Raw genomic sequence first — 16,988 nt, 5'->3', positions numbered from 1 at the left:
CTCCATGGCTCCAGTTCGATGCGGATTCGGTTTCGGTGCGGGCAGGCCTTCAGCCTGCCGGAAGACTGATGACGGGCGCGTCCTGCAGGAAATCGGCAAGCTTACGCCCGCGCAGATCGCCGATGCACGCGATGGTGATGTCCGGCGCGGGGTCGATGGTTTCGTTTGCCGCCTCGGCAGCGTAGTGGCCCTGCTGCACGAACACCGTGGTCAGCCGCTGGCCCAGCCGCTGCTTCATCTCGGCCAGGACATGCGGCTTGTCGTCGATCATCACGTAATGCGCAGCCGGGTAGCGCTGCTGCATCGCCACCAGCATGCGCTGCTTGTGCAGGTAGATCAGTACCTCGCCGCGCAGCGCGTCCCAAAGGCCGGCGCGCTGGATCTTGCGCGGCTGGAACACCACGTCGCCATCGGACAGGATCGCGGCGGGCCCCAGCGTGCGCAGGTGCGCGATGGTCTCCAGTGCATGCGGATACAGCCGTTCGGCGAACGGATACTCCAGCAGGTACTTCGACATCTGCAGCAGCGAGGGGTCGTTGTCGAGGCCCTCGCGGAAGTGCTGCAGCGCGCCGAGGTAGTCGGCGTAACCGAGCTGGTCGCGCAGTCGCGCGTAAATCGCCCAGTAGCGGTCGCGCGCGTCGGCACCAAAGGCCTGCAGCAAGGTGTCGCCGAGGTCGGCGGCGAAGCGGTCATTGTCGAGCAGGGTGTTGTCGACGTCGAGCAGGAATGCCACCGACGCAGCCGAGTCGGCAACGGATTCATGGCGGCTCAGCATGGCGCGCTCTCCTCGGTCTTCGGATCGTGCCAGCCCTCGTCGCCGCTGACGACTTTCGCCGCGGCAGGCGGACCCCAGCTGCCGGGCTCGTAGAAGCTCACGCCGTGCTGGTCGTGCAGCACCGGATCGACCACCGCCCACGCCGCCTCGACACATTCGTCGCTGGTGAACAGGGCGTTGTCGCCGCGGATCGCGTCGCCGAGCAGCCGCTCATACGGCGACATTTCCGGTGCCGACGCATGTCGCGCCACCAGCTCCACCGCCTCGCCCTGCATCGCCTCGCCGGGCTTCTTGACCCGTGCGCCCTCGGCAATGACCACCTCGGGGCTGAGCCGGAAACGGAAGTAGTTCGACTGCGTGGGGCCGATCTCCTCGAAGATCGGCAGCGGCGGCGTCTTCATGTCCACCATCACCTGGGTGGTGGTAATCGGCAGGTTCTTGCCAGCCCGGATATAGAACGGCACGCCGGCCCAGCGCCAGGTGTCGATGTACAGGCGCAGCGCCACGAATGTCGCCACATCGGAATCCGGCGCCACGCCATCGATCTGGCGATAGCCGTTGAACTGGCCGCGTACCACGTCCTTCGGATCCAGCGGGCGCATCGCGCGGAACAGCCGCAGCTTCTCGGCGCGCAGCGATTCGGGATCGCCGCCCACCGGCGCATCCATCGCCAGCAGCGAGGTCACCTGCAGCAGGTGGTTCTGCAGCACGTCGCGGATCGCGCCCACGCCCTCGTAGAACGAGCCGCGGCCGTCCACGCCGAAGTTCTCGGCCATGGTGATCTGCACGCTGTCGATGTAGTTGCGATTCCACACCGGCTCCAGCACGGTATTGGCAAAGCGGAAGTACAGCAGGTTCTGCACCGGCTCCTTGCCCAGGTAGTGATCGATGCGGAAGATCGCCGACTCCGGAAACACGCCGTGCAGCGTGCGGTTCAGCGCCCGCGCGGAAGCGAGATCGCGGCCGAACGGCTTCTCCACCACGATGCGCGCACTGTCGGCGCAACCGGCCTGCTGCAGATTCGTTGCCACCACGCCGAACAGGCCCGGGGGGATCGCCAGGTAATGCAGCGGCCGCTGCGCATCGCCCAGCGCCTGCTTCAACTTCTTGAACGTGGCCACGTCGTTGTAGTCGCCATCGACGTACTGCAGCCGCGCAGCGAGCTTCGCAAAGGCCGCCTCGTCGACGCTGCCGCCGTGGTCCTTGGCGGCCTGCGCCAGGCTGTCGTGGGCGCGCTGGCGCAATTGCTCGACGCCCCAGCCCGAATGCGCCACGCCGATGATCGGCAGGTCCAGTCCGTCGCGCAGCATCATCGCCTGCAAAGCGGGGAAGATCTTCTTGTAGGCCAGGTCGCCAGTGGCGCCGAAAAAGACCAGGGCATCCGAGCGGGGTGTCGGCATAACGGGCGTTCTCTCCATGGGATTTGGCCGTGTGCGCTGCAAGCGCAGCGCACACGGCACACGATGCGAAATGGGATGTTGCCTCAACCAGGTCGCACCGGCGGTTTACCTTTCAGCCTGCGCGCCGGCAAGTTAAATTGATGCATAAGCCCGACGTTCCGCGGCACGAACCAGGGGCTCCGCCGATCCAGCCGTCGACTTCAAACGAGATGCTGCCGCCACGGCAGCGGCCCTCGTAGTTCATGCGCCCTCTCCTTGCCTGCCATGTTCCCGGAAGCGCCGGCGCCGGCGACGAACCGGCGCGTCCTCCGCTCGCCGCCGCGCAGCGGTCGAGCCGGAATGGTACTCAGGTGCGCGGATGGTTGAGCTCCACGGTGTGTTCCGCGCCGTCATCGGTCAGCGGAAGGCGGCCATCCGCCTGCGCCACGCCATCCAGCCACACGGTACTCACCGTGCCGGGATCGCTCTGGCGCAGGTTGATGCGGTACAGCGTATCGCGATGCCGATAGTCCAGCGAGAAACCTTCCCAGTCCGCCGGCAGCACCGGCGTGAAGCGCAGCTTGCCGGCTTCGAGGCGCAGGCCGAGCAGGGACTCGACGATCAACCGGTACATCCAGCCCGCGGAGCCGGTGTACCAGCTCCAGCCGCCGCGGCCGACGTGCGGTGCGACCGCGTAGACGTCGGCGCTGACTACGTAGGGCTCGACCTTGTAGACGTCCATCTGCGCGGCGTCGATGCCGTGGTTGACCGGATTGATCATGCGCAGCAGTTCCCACGCGCGGTCGCGGTCGCCCAGTTCGGCGAAGGCCATCGTGGCCCAGATCGCCGCGTGCGTGTACTGCCCGCCGTTCTCGCGCACGCCGGGCACGTAGCCCTTGATATAGCCGGGATCGAGTGCGGACTTGTCGAACGGCGGCTCCAGCAACTGCACCAGGCCGGCATCACGGCGCACCAGATGCTGGTCGAGGGAGTTCATCGCCTGCAGCCGTCGCTCGGGCGAGGCGATGCCGGACAGCACGGACCAGCTTTGCGCGATGGAGTCGATGCGGCATTCGTCGTTGCTGCTGGAGCCCAGCGGCGTGCCGTCATCGAAGTACGCGCGCCGATACCAGGCGCCGTCCCACGCATGCTGCTCCAGCGCCACGCGCAGCTGGCCCACCTCGCCTTCGCAGCGTTGCGCGAAGGCTTCGTCGCCGTGCAGCCGGGCCACCTCGGCAAAACGTGAGAGCACCTCGCAAGCAAAGAAGCCCAGCCACACGCTTTCGCCGCGGCCGGCCTCGCCGACCCGGTTCATGCCGTCGTTCCAGTCGCCCGCGCCGATCAGCGGCAGGCCGTGCACGCCGCGCGGCAGGCTGTGCTCGATGGCGCGCACGCAGTGCTGGTACAGCGTCTCGCTGAGGCCCGACGGCTGTGGCAGGTCGTAGTAGGACTCCTCGCCGGGATGCAGCGGGCGCCCTTCGATGTAGCCCACACGCTCGTTGAGCACGCCGGTGTCGGCGCTGGCCAGCACGTAGCGGCTGGCGGCCAGCGGCAGCCACAGGTAATCGTCGGAACAGGCGGTGCGCACGCCGCGGTCCAGCGGCGGATGCCACCAGTGCTGCACGTCGCCTTCGGGGAACTGATGCGCGGCGCACAGCAGCAGCTGCGCGCGCGCCAGCTCCGGCGCGGCGTGCAGGGTCGCCATCGAATCCTGCAACTGATCGCGGAAGCCGAACGCACCGCCGGACTGGTAGTAGCCGCTGCGCGCCCAGATCCGGCAGGCGATGGTCTGGTACATCAGCCAGCCGTTGGCCAGCACGTCGAGCGCCGGCTCGGGCGTGTGCACCTGCACGGCGCCGAGCGTGCGCGCCCAGTGCGCGCGCACCTGGTCCAGCGCCCGGGCGGCGCTGCCGCTGCCGCGAAACCGTTGCACCAGCGCGCTGGCGTCGGCGGCGTCACGGCCCAGCCCGAGCCGGAAGATCACCTGGCGCCGCTCGCCGTCCTCCAGCGTCACCGCCATCTGCAGCGCCGCGCACGGGTCCAGCCCCGCGCCGAGGCGGCCGGACAGGTGCGCGCGCGCCAGCCCGGCGGGTGCGGCGGTGCTGCCGTTGCGGCCGATGAACTCGCGGCGATCGCCGTCGATGCCGCGGGCGGGATCGTCCACGTCGAAGAACGCCACGCGGTTCGGGAACTCGGTGTTGTAGGCATTGCGGGCGAACAGCGCGCCGCTGGCCGGATCGGACTCGGTGACCACATGCATCGAGGTGCGCTCGCGCAGATCGCCGAGCAGCCATTCGACATAGCCGGTGACGCTGAGCCGGCGTTGCTGGCCGGATGCGTTGTGCAGTTTCAGCACGGAGAACTTGACCGATGAATCCAGCGCCACGTAGATCCACAGTTCGGAATGGATGCCGTCCTCGTCATGCTCGAACACGCTGTAGCCGAATCCGTGGCGGGTGGTGTAGCCGCCGTTGCCGCGCGCAGGCAATGGCGTCGGCGACCACATGTGGCCGGTTTCCTCGTCGCGCAGGTAGAGCGCCTCGCCGCTGCCGTCAGCGACCGGATCGTTGTGCCAGGGGGTGAGGCGGAACTCGTGCGCGTTCTCGCCCCAGGTGTAGGCGCTGCCGCTTTCGGAGATCACCGTGCCGAAGTGCGGATTGGCCAGCACGTTCGCCCACGGTGCCGGCGTGGCGTCGCCCGGTGCCAGCGTGATCACATACTCGCGGCCATCGGCGCTGAAGCCGCCGAGCGGGTTGGCCAGCTGCAGCGCCGGTGGCGTGGCAGCGACCGGCGCGACCGACGGAACGCGCGGGGGCTGGCTGGCTTCGAAGCGCGGTGCGTGCGTCTCGGCGCGGCGGCGGCTGATCTGTTCGGCCAGCGTGCCGCGATTGTCGGTCAGGATGATGCGCGCGCTGGCCTGCATCACCATGCGGTCCTCGCTGGACAACTGTTGCGCCGGGCGCACGAAAATGCCGCCCGGCCGGTCGAGCAGGCTGGCCTCGCTGCCCGAGGCGATCAGGCCCATGATCTGGTCCTGCAGCTCCTGCCGGTAGCCGGCGCGGTCCTCGTTCCAGATCACCAGATCCACCGCCAGCCCTTTCAGCCGCCAGTACGCGTGCGCCTGCACCAGCTGGCGCACCAGTTCGATGCGCGCCGGGTTGGCGATCTGCAGCAGCACGATCGGCAGGTCGCCGGAGATCGACTGCCCCCACAGGCCGGACTGCCCGCGGCGGTTGCCGCGCAGGATGCCGGGCTCGGCGCGCAGGCTCGCGTTCGGGTAGATGATCGAGGTGGCCATGTGTTCGTACAGCTGCGCATCGGCGAGGCTGGAATTGAGCTGGCGCAGCAGCACCTGGCTGTGCGTCCAGGCCAGGTCGAACACGCGATCGGCGAGGTGGCGGTCGCGGTACTTGCCGATCAGCTGCAGGCAGCCGTCGCGGCTGTCGGCCAGGCCGGTGACGAAGTCGATGGTGGCCGACTGCTCCGGCTCCAGCGTGATGCGGCAGCGGATCGCCACGATCGGATCGAGCACCGACCCTTCGCTGTCGGAAAGTTGCGCCTGCTCGCGATCGAGCATTCGCGGTTGCGCCAGGCTGCGGCCCCGGCCGATGAAACGGGCGCGGTCTGTCTCGTACGAGATCGCGTCGATGTCGGCGTCGTGCGCGGCCAGCAGATGGCACATCCAGGGCACCTGTTCGTTCGCCGCGCGCGGCCGCCGCGTGCACACGATCGCCTGCAGCTGCGGCACCAGTTCGGTCTGCACGAACAGCTTGCTGAAGGCCGGATGCAGGGCATCGGCGAGCGAGGACGCCAGCACCACTTCGGCGTAGCTGGTCAGCTCGATCGTGCGCCGCGTGCGGCTGCGGTTGGTGATTCGGGTGCGGCGCAGTTCGATGTCATCCTCTGGCGACACCACGATCTCGGTGTGCGCATCGAACTCGCGCTCGCGCACGCGAAACTCGGCACGCGCGTCGGAGAAGATCGCCTCGAACAGCTCGGTCTTCTTCAGCGTCGGTTGATACGCGGTGGACCAGTACTCGCCGCTGGCCACGTCGCGCAGGTAGCAGAACATGCCCCAGTGATCGCGGGTGCTGTCCTCGCGCCAGCGGGTCAGCGCCAGCTCGCCGCGGCGGCTGTAGCCGCCGCCGGCGCTGGAGACCATCGCGTGGTAGCGGCCGTTGGACAGCAGCTGTACGGCCGGCCGCGCCCGGTCCGGGTCGGTGAACACGCGCAGTCGCGCTTCGGCCGCGCGCGTCTGGCCGTCCACTTCGGGGAAGCCGGAGGCGTGCAGGTACTCCGCCGCGGTCTTCGGCACCCGTTCCTGCAGCAGCAGGCTGGTGGCCTGGAACTGTGGATCGGATTCGAACCGCCGCTGCATCGGCCGCTCCAGCAGTGCGTACGCCAGCGCCAGCAGGCTCATGCCCTGGTGGTGCGCCATGAACGACTGCACCAGGGCGGAGGACTGCCCCAGCGGCAGCCGGGCCGGCGTGTAGTCGATCGCTTCGTACAGCCCGTAGCGGCCCGCGGCACCGACCTCGGCCAGCCGCTGCAGGTTCTTGGTTGCGGCCGCTGGCGCCACCATCATCGCCAGCGCGGTCGCGTACGGCGCGATCACCACGTCATCGCCGAGGCCGCGCTTGAGGCCCAGTCCGGGCACACCGAAGGCGCGATACTGGTAGGTGAAGTGCGCATCCAGCGTGTTGTAACCGGATTCGGAAACGCCCCATGGCACGCCGAGCTGGCTGCCGTATTCGATCTGGCGCGCCACCGCGGCGCGGCAGGTCTGGTCAAGCAGGGTGCCTTCGTAGCTGGGCATCACCAGGGTCGGCATCAGGTATTCGAACATCGAGCCGGCCCACGACAGCAACACCGGCTCGCCGCCACTGGTGGTCAGCAGGCGGCCGAGCGAAAACCAGTTGTCCTGCGGCAACTGGCCCTGCGCGATGCCGACGAAACTGGCCAGCCGCGCTTCCGAGGCGAGCAGATCGTAATAGCTGGTATCGAGGCGACGGTCGTCCACGTTGTAGCCGACTGCCAGCAGGTCGCGCGCGGTGTCGTACAGGAAGCGGTAGTCCATCAGCGCCAGATCGCCGGCCTGCTGGGCCAGCAGCTCGATCGCCGCGATGCGGTCGCGGGCGCGCTCGCGCGTACCCTCGGCGCCGGCGATGGTGGGCCAGCACAGCGGTTCGATCCATGCCAGTTGCCGCAGCGTGGGAATCCCGTCGAAGCTGGCCTCGTCATCCGACGGATCGAGATTGAACAGGGCCGCTTCATCGCACAGGTCGCTGCATTGCTCCAGCAAGGCGGCAAGCCAGAACTCGGTATCGGAACCGGTTTGCGGAGCCAGCGATTGCGCCAGCGCATGCGCATGGTCCAGCTGCCGCTGCAACAGGGCCAGCGCGGCGCCGGTGGTCGCCGGCGGTGCCGACAGCGCCGCCTGCAGTTCGCGCTGCATCGGCTCCAGCATGTCATCGCGACCCGGCTCGAGCGCGTTGCCCAGCACGTGCACTGTATCGAGCAAGCCCTGCAGCACGCGCGGCTGGAACACCGGCTCGTTGATCAGCGCCAGCAGGCCCGGGCGCAAGGTCAACAGGTGGCCGGCGAGGTTGCCGCTGTCCACCGCCGAGATGTACAGCGGCGCCAGCGGCTGCAACGTCTGGGTGTCGTACCAGTTGTAGAAATGGCCGCGATGCCCCGGCAGCAGCTGCATGGTCGCCAGGGTGTGATGGGTGCGGTCGAGCAGGCGGTTGACGCTGAGGAAGCCAAAGTCGAAGGCGGCCAGGTTGGCCAGCAGCGCCATGCCGATGTTGGTCGGCGACGTGCGGTGGGCGATCACCGGGCCCGGGCGCTCCTGCAGGTTGTCCGGTGGCAGCCAGTGCTCGGCGGGGCCGACGTGGGTCTCGAAGAACGCCCAGGTGCGCCGCGCCAGCTCGCGCAGGAATCGCGTCTGCGCCGGCGTGGGGGCGAACTCGTCCGCCTTGCGCGGCTGGCTGACCCACCACGCCAGCGTGGGCGACAGCAGCCACAACAACAGCAACGGCGCGGCCAGCAGCAACGCCATCGGCCGCTCCAGCATCAGCGCGACGCCCAGCAGCGCAGCCAGCAGCGGCCCGATCCACATCAGCCGCCACAGCGCCGCCGGCGCATTGCTGCCGCGCCGCTCGACCTCGCTGGATGTCTGCCACTGCAACAGATGCCTGCGGCTGATCCCCATGCGCCACAGCGTCCGGCCGATCGCGTCCAGCTGGTACAGCATCTCGTGCGGCAACCACGCCAGCCCCAGCGCCATCCGCGCGAAGTGCTGCATGCCGGCCTTGAAGCCGGCGCGCAGGTGCTGATCGATCTGCACATCGCGCGGCTTCTGCACCAGTTCCAGCAGGGCCGACAGCAGCGGCGGCACCAGCACCATCGACAGCACCGCCAGCGTCCACGAGAACACCGGCGAGATCGCCAGCCAGCCGGTCACCAGCAAGACCAGCAGCGACGTCGGCACCAGGCTGCGGCGCAGATTGTCCAGGATCTTCCAGCGCGACAGCGCGGTCAGTGGATTGCGGCGCCAGCCGTCGCGCGCGGTCGGCGCCCACGGCAGCAGCCACGGCAGCAGCTGCCAGTCGCCGCGGATCCAGCGATGGCGGCGCTTGATGTCGGCGCCGTAGCGCGCCGGATACTCCTCGAACAGCTGCACGTCGCTGAGCAGGCCGGCACGCGCGTGGCAGCCCTCGACCAGATCGTGGCTGAGGATGCGGTTCTCCGGAAAGCGCCCGTCCAGGCTGAGCTCGAACGCATCGACTGCGTAGATGCCCTTGCCGATGAACGAGCCTTCGCGGAACACGTCCTGATAGACGTCCGAAACCATCTGCGTGTACGGATCGATGCCGGCGTCGCTGCCGTACAACTGGGCGTAGCGGGAGCGTGCGCTGCTGGGCAGGCTGATCCCCACGCGCGGCTGCAGGATGCCGTAGCCGGAGACCACGCGCCGCTGCCGCGGGTCGTACACCGCGCGGTTGAGCGGGTGGTCGATGGTGCCGACGAAGGCCTGGGCCGAATCGCGCGGCAAGCCGGTGTCGGTGTCCAGCGTGATCACGTAATGCACCGGCGGCAACGCGGCGATGTCGCCGACGATGAGCATGAAACGGTCCTGCGCATTGCCGCGCAGCAGCGCGTTGAGATCGGCCAGCTTGCCGCGCTTGCGCTCGTGCCCCATCCAGCAGCCTTCGGCGGCATTCCAGCGGCGCGGGCGGTGGAACAGGAAAAAGCGGTCCGCCTCGACGCTGGCGTAGTGCTCGTTGAGCGCTTCGATGCGCCGCTGCGCCAGCCCGAGCAGCGCGGCGTCGCCGGGCAGGGTTTCGCTGCCCGCGTCGGCGAAGTCGGTGAGCAAAGCGAAGTGCAGATGCTCGTCGCGGTTGCCGAGGAAACGCACCTCGAGCGCCTCCACCAGATCCTCGACATCCTGCGCGCTGGCGAACAGGCTGGGGATCGCCACCAGCGTGCGCGCGCTGGCCGGGATGCCGCGCGAGTAGTCCATCCGCGGCAGCAACTGCGGCGCCACCGCCATCGTGGTGGTCCAGTTGAGCAGGCTCAAGCCAAGCTGGCTGGCCAGGATGATCGCCGGGATGGCGATCGCGATCACAGCCCACAAGGAAAGGCCATCGTGCGCGGCCGCGAGCACCAGCGGCCGCGCAAATGCAAACGTCAGCAGGGCCAGCAGGCCCAGGTAGATCGGCAGCGGCGCGCGATCGAAACCGCGCCGCAACTGCTCGGCCAGCTGCGGGCGAATGCCGAGCTGGCGTTCGAGCTGGCGCCTGCCGCGGTCGATCAGGTACAGGCCGACATGCTGCGCCACCGCGCCGGTCGACGCGTCCGGCTCGCACAGCGCGACGGCCGCCGAGGCCACCTCGAACTCCGTCAGCCGGTGCTGGCGGGCGAGCGCCTCGACCACGTGGCGATAGCGGTCGCGCGTGGCGAAGTCCATCGCCGCGTAGACGCCGGCCGGATCCTGTCGCAGCCGTTGCTCGACCACGCTGCTGTACTCGACGAACTCGCGCCAGTCGATCGCGGACAACGCGCGCAGGCTGCCGATGCTGTTGCTGATGGTGACCTGGTTGGTGGCCTGCTGCTGCGCCTCGGACTGCACCAGGTGCTCGATGCTCTGGCCCGATTCGGCCAGGCGCTGTTCGATCCAGCTCAGCGGCAACGCCAGTGCCGGGCTCTGCCCTTGCAGCCGGCGCGCCATTTCGGCCACGAACGGGCCGGTCATCGGCGGCTCCGAGCGGGCCATGTCGGCAACCACCAGCACCACGCTCTTGGGATCGCGTTCGGCGGTCGCGGTCATGGCGTCGGCCCAGCGCACCGCCTTGCCGCGGTAGCGCCAGTCGGCCATCACCCGCGCGGCGACGCGGCGCAGGTTCTCGATCAGCGCCAGCCGCAGCATGATCGGGATCGCCCACAGCTCGCCCAGCTTCAGCGGGGTCACGCTCTGGTAGGCGCCGATGAAGCGGCGCAGGCTGCTGGTATCGACGCGGCCATCGCCGTGCGAAATGATCTCCAGCGCGATGTCGTACACGCGCGGCAGGCCCGCCGACGGCCCGCTTTCCAGCCGCGGCAGTTCGCGGCTGTAGCCCTTGGGCAGATGCCGCCGGGCCAGCCGGATCTGTTCCTCGATCAGGTAGAAGTTGTCCAGCAGCCATTCGCCGGCGGGCGTCACCCGCCGCTTGCGCCGGCTGGCGTCGGTCAGCCGGTCGCAGGTATGCGTGAGCACCGCCTCGTTGTCGGCCAGCCGGGTCAACAGCAGGTCGGCGCTGGCGCGCGCGGCGACCCGGTGCTGGCGGGCCAGGGTCTGGCCATGCCGTTCCATCTGCTCGGCACTGAACAGCTCCGAGCGCAGCGCCGGCTCCTGCTCGGGCCGCGCCAGCGCCGCCGCGCGGCGGCGGCGGAACGCGCGCAAACGCCGCAGCTGGAGCAGATCTAGAACGCTGCCGATATTCAACTGCACTTTCCTTGGGGGTGGATGGCCGGATGCCGCCCGCGGCGGGCTGCCGTGGCCGCCGGCTTCCGCTCGGACGGTACGCCCCTGCGTGTGAAGAGCGCGCACGCTACGATGTGCGCTCACCCCGTTGCCGGAGTCGTGCCGTGCCGTTGTCGATCCGCCCCGCCCGCCCTTCCGACCTGCCCGAGCTCGTTGCATGGAATGCCGCGATGGCGTGGGAAACCGAACACCGGCAACTGGATCGCGAGACCTTGCAGCGCGGCGTCGCCGGCGTGTTCGAACACCCCCGGCGCGGCTTCTATCTGATCGCCGAGCGCGACGGCGTGGCGGTGGGTGGGCTGCTGGTGACCTACGAATGGAGCGACTGGCGCGACGGCGATTTCTGGTGGATCCAGAGCGTCTACGTGCACCCCGACGCGCGTCGCGGCGGCGTGTTCCGCGCGTTGTACGCCGCCGTGGCGGAGCGCGCGGCCGCGGCTGGTGCGGTCGGTGTGCGGCTATATGTGGAAACCGACAATCGGCGTGCGCAGGCGACCTATGAGGGTCTCGGCATGCAGCGCTGCCACTACGCGATGTATGAGGCGCTTGCGTAGGCGCGTACCGGCCGGCTTCGGCGCCCCCTGGCGATCACTGCATGCTCACGCCGGTTCGCCCAGCAGCTTCTGGAATTCCGCCGCCGGCAGCGGTGCGCCGTACAGGAAACCCTGCAGCTGCGAACAACCGGCGAGGCGCAGGAACGCGCCCTGCTCGCGCGTTTCCACACCTTCGGCGATCACCAGCTTGTTGAGGCTGCGCGCCATCGCGATGATCGCGCTGGTGATGGTAGCGGTATCGCGATCGCTGGTGAGGTCGCGCACGAACACGCGATCGATTTTCAACGCGTCGATCGGAAAATGCTTGAGGTACGACAAGCTGCAGTAGCCCGTGCCGAAATCATCCAGCGACAGCCGCACGCCGCGCTGCTTGATCCGCTGCAGCAGGTCGGTGGTGGCGTCGCCGCCGGACATCACCATGCGCTCGGTCAGTTCCAGTTCGAGCAGGTGGGCGGCCAGCCCGGTTTCCTTCAGCACGCCGTCGAGCCAGCTGTAGAAATCGGCATGCTGGAACTGCAGCGGCGACACGTTCACCGATACCGCGACGGGCTGCCCGCGCAACTGCCACAGCTGTGCCTGCTTGCACGCCTGGCGCAGCACCCACGCGCCGATCGGCAGGATCAGGCCGGTATCTTCCGCCACCGGGATGAACTGGTCCGGTTCGTACTGCACGCGCCCGTTCGCATGCCAGCGCAACAGCGCCTCGGCGCCGACGATGCGGCCGCTCTGCGCATCCACCTTCGGCTGGTAGTGCAGGCTGAGCTCGCGCCGCGGCAGCGCCTGGCGCAGCGCCGTCTCGATGCGCCGCTGTGCGCGAGCGCGTTCGTTCATCGAAGCGGTGAAGAAGCGGTAGCCGTGCAGGCCTTGCGCCTTCGCCGCGACCAGCGCGGTTTCCGCGTGCTGCAGCAGGCTTTCCGATTCCAGCGCGTCGTCCGGGTAGATGCTGATGCCGATGCTGATGCGCAAGCCGAGGTCGGCGATGTGGATCTGTTCGACCTGGTTGATCAGGTTCTGGCACAGGCTGGCCACTTCGCCGACGCTGTCCAGGTGCGGCAGCACCACCACGAACTCGTCGCCGCCATAGCGGCTGAGAAATTCCTCGCCGGGCAGGCAGCGATGCAGTTGCCCGGCCAGCGCGCGCAGCACGTTGTCGCCCGCCGCGTGGCCGTGCAGTTCGTTGATCCGCTTGAAGTGGTCGATGTCCAGATAGACCAGCGCCGCGCGCTGCTGGCGGCGGCTGGCGGTGGCCAGCGCCTGGGCGATGTGACCGTGCAACTGGCTGCGGTTGGGCAGCCCGGTGAGCGTGTCGTGCTGGGTCAGGTGGATCATCTTCAGCGCCAGCGCGCGCGTTTCGCTGATGTCGTGGAACACCAGCACGCCGCCGATGACATTGCCGGCGTGGTCATGGATCGGCGCCGAGGAATCCTCCACCGGCGTGTCGAAGCCGTGGCGGTGGCGCAACAGCGTCTTGCCGGCCAGGTCGACGATGGTGTTGCGGCCGATCGCGGCACGCAACGGATTGGCCACCGGTTGGCCGTGCTCGGCGTCGAACAGCTGGAAGATCTGCTCGATCGGCCGGCCCTGCGCTTCGTCGCTGGTCCAGCCGGTCATCGCCTCGGCGATCGGGTTGAGCGAGGTCACGCCGAGCTGCGGATCGGTGGTGATCACCGCGTCGCCGATCGAGCGCAAGGTGACCTCGGCCAGTTCCCGTTCGCGATGCAGCGCCTCCTCGAACGCCTTGCGCTGGCTGATGTCCTGCACCTGCGACACGAAGTACAGCGGTGCGCCGCGCTCGTCGCGCACCAGCGACACGGCGAGCAGGATATGCACGACGTGGCCGAGCTTGTGGAAATTGCGCTTTTCCAGCTGGTACGACTCGCGCTGGCCGGCCACCAGCTCGGCCATCAGGCCCTGGTCGGCGGCGAGGTCGTCCGGGTGGGTAAGCCGGGCGATGTTCAGCGCCAGCAATTCCTCCTCGCGATAGCCCAGCATCTGGCACACCGCGGCATTGACGCGCAGGAAATGGCCGTCCGGATGGGTCAGCGCCATGCCGATCGCGGCATGCTGGAACGCGCCGAAAAAGCGCTGCTCGCTCTCGTGCAGCTGCAGCTCGAGAGTGTGCCGCTCGGTGATGTCGATCAGTGCGGTGAACACGCCACGCACGCGGCCGTCGGTGTCGAAATCGGGCTGGAAATTGCCGTGCGCGTAGCGGCGCTCGCTGCCGTTGTACAGCTCGCCCTCGAAGCTCGCCAGCGCTCCGGCGTAGGCCTTCTCCAGCGCCGGTGCCGCGCGGTGGTAATTGCGCTGGCCGACCACGTCGACCAGCCGGCGCCCGAGCAGGACCTGCGGGTCGACGCCGAGCCAGTCGCGATGGATTTCGTTGGCATAGCGGAACCGCTGCTCCGCATCCAGATAGGCAAGCAGCACGGGCGCGCCGCGCGATATTCGCGCGGGCCAGTCCGGCCCGTGCGAAGGTGATGGCAATACCTCGGCAGACTTGGGCGGCCGCATGGTCTTTCCGTCAACGGGTGCGCGCCCCCTGTCGGCGCCCTCGCATCATGCGCCGAGTTTCCGCCCCGATACAAACGTCCGGGCTCGGCCGGCGCCGACCGGCTCAGTGCAGCGTGCTGGCCGGCGCGCCCAGCCGGCCGTCGTCATCCAGCACCACGCGGCCCAGCGCGTGCAGTTCGGCGGCGATGCCGTAGCGATCGGCCAGCAAGGCCAGCAACGGCGCCAGCGCACCCGGCTGCAGGGGATAGCCGTGCGCCAGCGCCAGCGCGTTGCCGCCGTCGCGCTGCGCCACGGTGATCGCGATGATGCCCAGGCCGGCCGCCTCGTGCGCGAACAATGCCGGCGGCTCCCTGCCGGGCACGGCGGCGGCGAGGGTTTCCAGCACATAGCCCGCCCCCGCCTCGACCGCTTCGCCGGCATCCGCCTGCAGCGACAGCGGCAGCCGATGGGCGGCGAGCAGGGCGGCGTGCTGGCGCAACTCGAACAGCACGCCGGCAAGTGCGTGCGCCCGTTCCGCGGCATCCCCGGTTTGTGCTGCCAGCCAGCGCGACGGTGACTGGGCCAGCACGGTGCCCTGCTCGTAGCGCAGGCTCAGCCCGCGCGCGCTCAGCGTCGTTTCGCTGCGCTCGGGGCTAAGCAGCGCCGATTCCAGCAGTGTCCACAACGACGCCAGGTTGACGTGTTCGTACTGCACGCAGGTCAGCGCCAGCAGATCGTTGCGGCTGAGGTAACGCACGTGCTCCAGCCGGATGCCCAGCGTGCGCATCAGCCAGTCGGCGGTCAACGCGCTGGCTTCGCCGCGCCCGACCAGCTGGATTTCAAGTTCGCCGGACAATTCGTCCGCCAATGATTCGGAGGCCAGCAGGCTCATCGGCAACAGGCGCATCGGACCCCCGGCGAAAACGGACGAAGGTTCCAGCGGCTGCGCCGGCATGTGGCCTTCGTGGCTGCCGAACGCGACCACGTTGTCCAGCTGGCCGCGCGGCACGCGGCGGGCCAGTTCGTCCAGCGTCGCCCATACCGGAAAGCCCGGGCGCAGCAGTTCGACTTGATCGAACAGCGCACCCGCCAGGGCCAGCCGGGCGGCATCGACCTGCGGCACCAGCGCATGCAGGTCGGCGGCGACCAGCTCCGCCAGCTCGGCGGCTTCGTCGCGGCTCAGGGTCGTTCGCGGAGGCGGCTCGCCGGCCACCGGCTCCAGGGCCAGCACGATCGGCAGGGCGAGCAGCGTGTGAGCTTCCACGGCGGCAATCCAAACGGCAAAGGAGATCGATTCTATCAGTGAGGACCTGCCGATCCGTCCGGCAGCCGCGGTGCGACCACCGGCACGCGCGCCGGACATCATGCCGACCGTGCTGAACGGATCAGCACATCGTCGGTCGTTCCGGGCTTTCGCCGCGCGGCATCGCGGGTTAGCCTTGAACGACTTGAGTGGTGGACAGTTTCGAGCATGGAAAACACGCAAAGACGCGTCGGGGTGATTGGCGGCCTACGCATTCCGTTCTGCCGCAACAACACGGCCTATGCCGACGTCGGCAATTTCGGCATGTCGGTCAAGGTGCTCGGCGCGCTGGTGGAACGGTTCGGACTGCACGGCGTGGAGCTGGGCGAAGTGGCGATGGGTGCGGTCATCAAGCATTCGTCGGACTGGAACCTGGCACGCGAGGCGCTGCTCAGTTCCGGGCTGGCACCGACCACGCCGGGGATCACCACCGCGCGCGCCTGCGGCACCTCGCTGGACAACGCGATCATCGTGGCCAACAAGATCGCCGCCGGCCAGATCGCCGCCGGCATCGCAGGCGGTTCAGACACCACCTCCGACGTGCCGATCGTCTACGGCACGCGGCTGCGCAAACGGCTGTTGGCGATGAACCGCGCGAAGACGCCGCTGGACAAACTGCGGACGGCGCTGCGCGGATTTTCCCTCGGCGAATTGAAGCCTTCGTTTCCCGGCGTCGCCGAGCCACGCACCGGCAAGTCGATGGGGGACCACTGCGAGCAGATGGCGAAGGAGTGGCACATCGGCCGCGAGGCACAGGATCAGCTTGCACTGGACAGTCACCACAAACTCGCCGTTGCCTACGACGCCGGCTTCTTCGACGATTTGCTGGTGCCGTTCCGCGGCTTGAAGCGCGACGGCTTCCTGCGCCCCGATTCGACCCTTGAAAAACTGGCTTCGCTGAAGCCGGCGTTCGACAAGACCTCCGGCCACGGCACTCTCACCGCCGGCAACTCCACCGGGCTGTCCGATGGCGCGGCCGCCGTGCTGCTGGCCAGCGACGCGTGGGCCGCGCAGCGCGGCCTGAAGATCCAGGCGTATCTGCGCGACGCCGAGGTCGCCGCGGTGGATTTCGTCCATGGCGAGGGCTTGCTGATGGCGCCGACCATCGCGGTGCCGCGCTTGCTGGCGCGCCATGGCCTCAGCCTGCAGGACTTCGACTATTACGAGATCCACGAGGCGTTCGCGGCGCAGGTGCTGTGCACGCTGCGCGCATGGGAGTCGGCCGACTACTGCAGGAACCGGCTCGGCCTCGACGCACCGCTGGGTCCGATCGACCCGGCCAGACTCAACGTGCACGGTTCCAGCCTCGCCGTCGGCCATCCGTTTGCGGCCACCGGCGCACGCATCATCGCCACGCTGGCGAAGATGCTGGAGCAGAAAGGGTCCGGTCGCGGCCTGATCTCGATCTGCACCGCCGGCGGCATGGGCGTCACCGCGATCCTCGAGCGGCCATGAAGGCGAG

At 68.7% G+C, this 16,988-nt stretch carries 7 protein-coding genes; 2 read left to right on the top strand and 5 right to left on the bottom strand.

All coding sequences use genetic code 11. The features are described from left to right. Positions 1 to 49: 49 nt before the first annotated feature. The 3 genes from ACFPME_RS16930 to ACFPME_RS16920 all read right to left on the bottom strand — a co-directional run bounded on the left by ACFPME_RS16930 (position 50) and on the right by ACFPME_RS16920 (position 11,140). Positions 50 to 775 (bottom strand): HAD family hydrolase, encoded by a 726-nt coding sequence (locus tag ACFPME_RS16930; RefSeq protein ID WP_377306865.1) that lies wholly within the window; start codon positions 773 to 775, stop codon positions 50 to 52. After that, positions 769 to 2,175, bottom strand: coding sequence for a glucose-6-phosphate dehydrogenase (zwf, locus tag ACFPME_RS16925; protein ID WP_377306864.1), 1,407 nt, complete (start codon positions 2,173 to 2,175; stop codon positions 769 to 771). The genes ACFPME_RS16930 and zwf overlap by 7 nt, the downstream gene beginning before the upstream one ends. A gap of 346 nt (positions 2,176 to 2,521) precedes the next feature. Further along, entirely contained in the window at positions 2,522 to 11,140 is an 8,619-nt protein-coding gene (locus tag ACFPME_RS16920; protein WP_377306863.1) for a GH36-type glycosyl hydrolase domain-containing protein, read from the bottom strand. 143 nt (positions 11,141 to 11,283) lie between these two features. Between ACFPME_RS16920 and ACFPME_RS16915 the strand changes: the two genes are divergently transcribed. Continuing rightward, positions 11,284 to 11,733, top strand: coding sequence for a GNAT family N-acetyltransferase (locus ACFPME_RS16915; protein ID WP_377306862.1), 450 nt, complete (start codon positions 11,284 to 11,286; stop codon positions 11,731 to 11,733). A gap of 45 nt (positions 11,734 to 11,778) precedes the next feature. Here ACFPME_RS16915 and ACFPME_RS16910 read toward each other — a convergent pair whose 3' ends face one another. Together ACFPME_RS16910 and ACFPME_RS16905 are read right to left on the bottom strand one after the other, a co-directional pair. Next, complete coding sequence (locus tag ACFPME_RS16910) at positions 11,779 to 14,244, bottom strand: sensor domain-containing protein (protein ID WP_377306861.1); 2,466 nt, start codon at positions 14,242 to 14,244, stop codon at positions 11,779 to 11,781. A 103-nt stretch (positions 14,245 to 14,347) separates the two neighbouring features. Then, the gene (locus ACFPME_RS16905) at positions 14,348 to 15,487 is read right to left on the bottom strand and encodes a hypothetical protein (protein ID WP_377306860.1); all 1,140 of its coding nucleotides are present in this window, start codon (positions 15,485 to 15,487) and stop codon (positions 14,348 to 14,350) included. Between the two features lie 207 nt (positions 15,488 to 15,694). Here ACFPME_RS16905 and ACFPME_RS16900 point away from each other — a divergent pair, with 207 nt between their 5' ends. Beyond that, a complete protein-coding gene (locus ACFPME_RS16900; RefSeq protein ID WP_377306859.1) occupies positions 15,695 to 16,981 on the top strand; it encodes an acetyl-CoA C-acetyltransferase in 1,287 nt (428 codons plus the stop codon). The last annotated feature ends 7 nt before the right edge of the window (positions 16,982 to 16,988 follow it).

Source organism: Rhodanobacter umsongensis (genome assembly GCF_042654965.1).
Lineage (GTDB): Bacteria > Pseudomonadota > Gammaproteobacteria > Xanthomonadales > Rhodanobacteraceae > Rhodanobacter > Rhodanobacter umsongensis.
The sequence above is the reverse complement of the archived record's forward strand: the minus strand, read 5'-3'. Positions and strand labels throughout refer to the sequence as shown.

Coding starts and splice junctions, on each gene's coding strand:
- zwf (WP_377306864.1), bottom strand. CDS start 2,175: ATGCCGACACCCCGCTCGGATGCCCTGGTCTTTTTCGGCGCCACTGGC.
- ACFPME_RS16900 (WP_377306859.1), top strand. CDS start 15,695: ATGGAAAACACGCAAAGACGCGTCGGGGTGATTGGCGGCCTACGCATT.
- ACFPME_RS16930 (WP_377306865.1), bottom strand. CDS start 775: ATGCTGAGCCGCCATGAATCCGTTGCCGACTCGGCTGCGTCGGTGGCA.
- ACFPME_RS16910 (WP_377306861.1), bottom strand. CDS start 14,244: ATGCGGCCGCCCAAGTCTGCCGAGGTATTGCCATCACCTTCGCACGGG.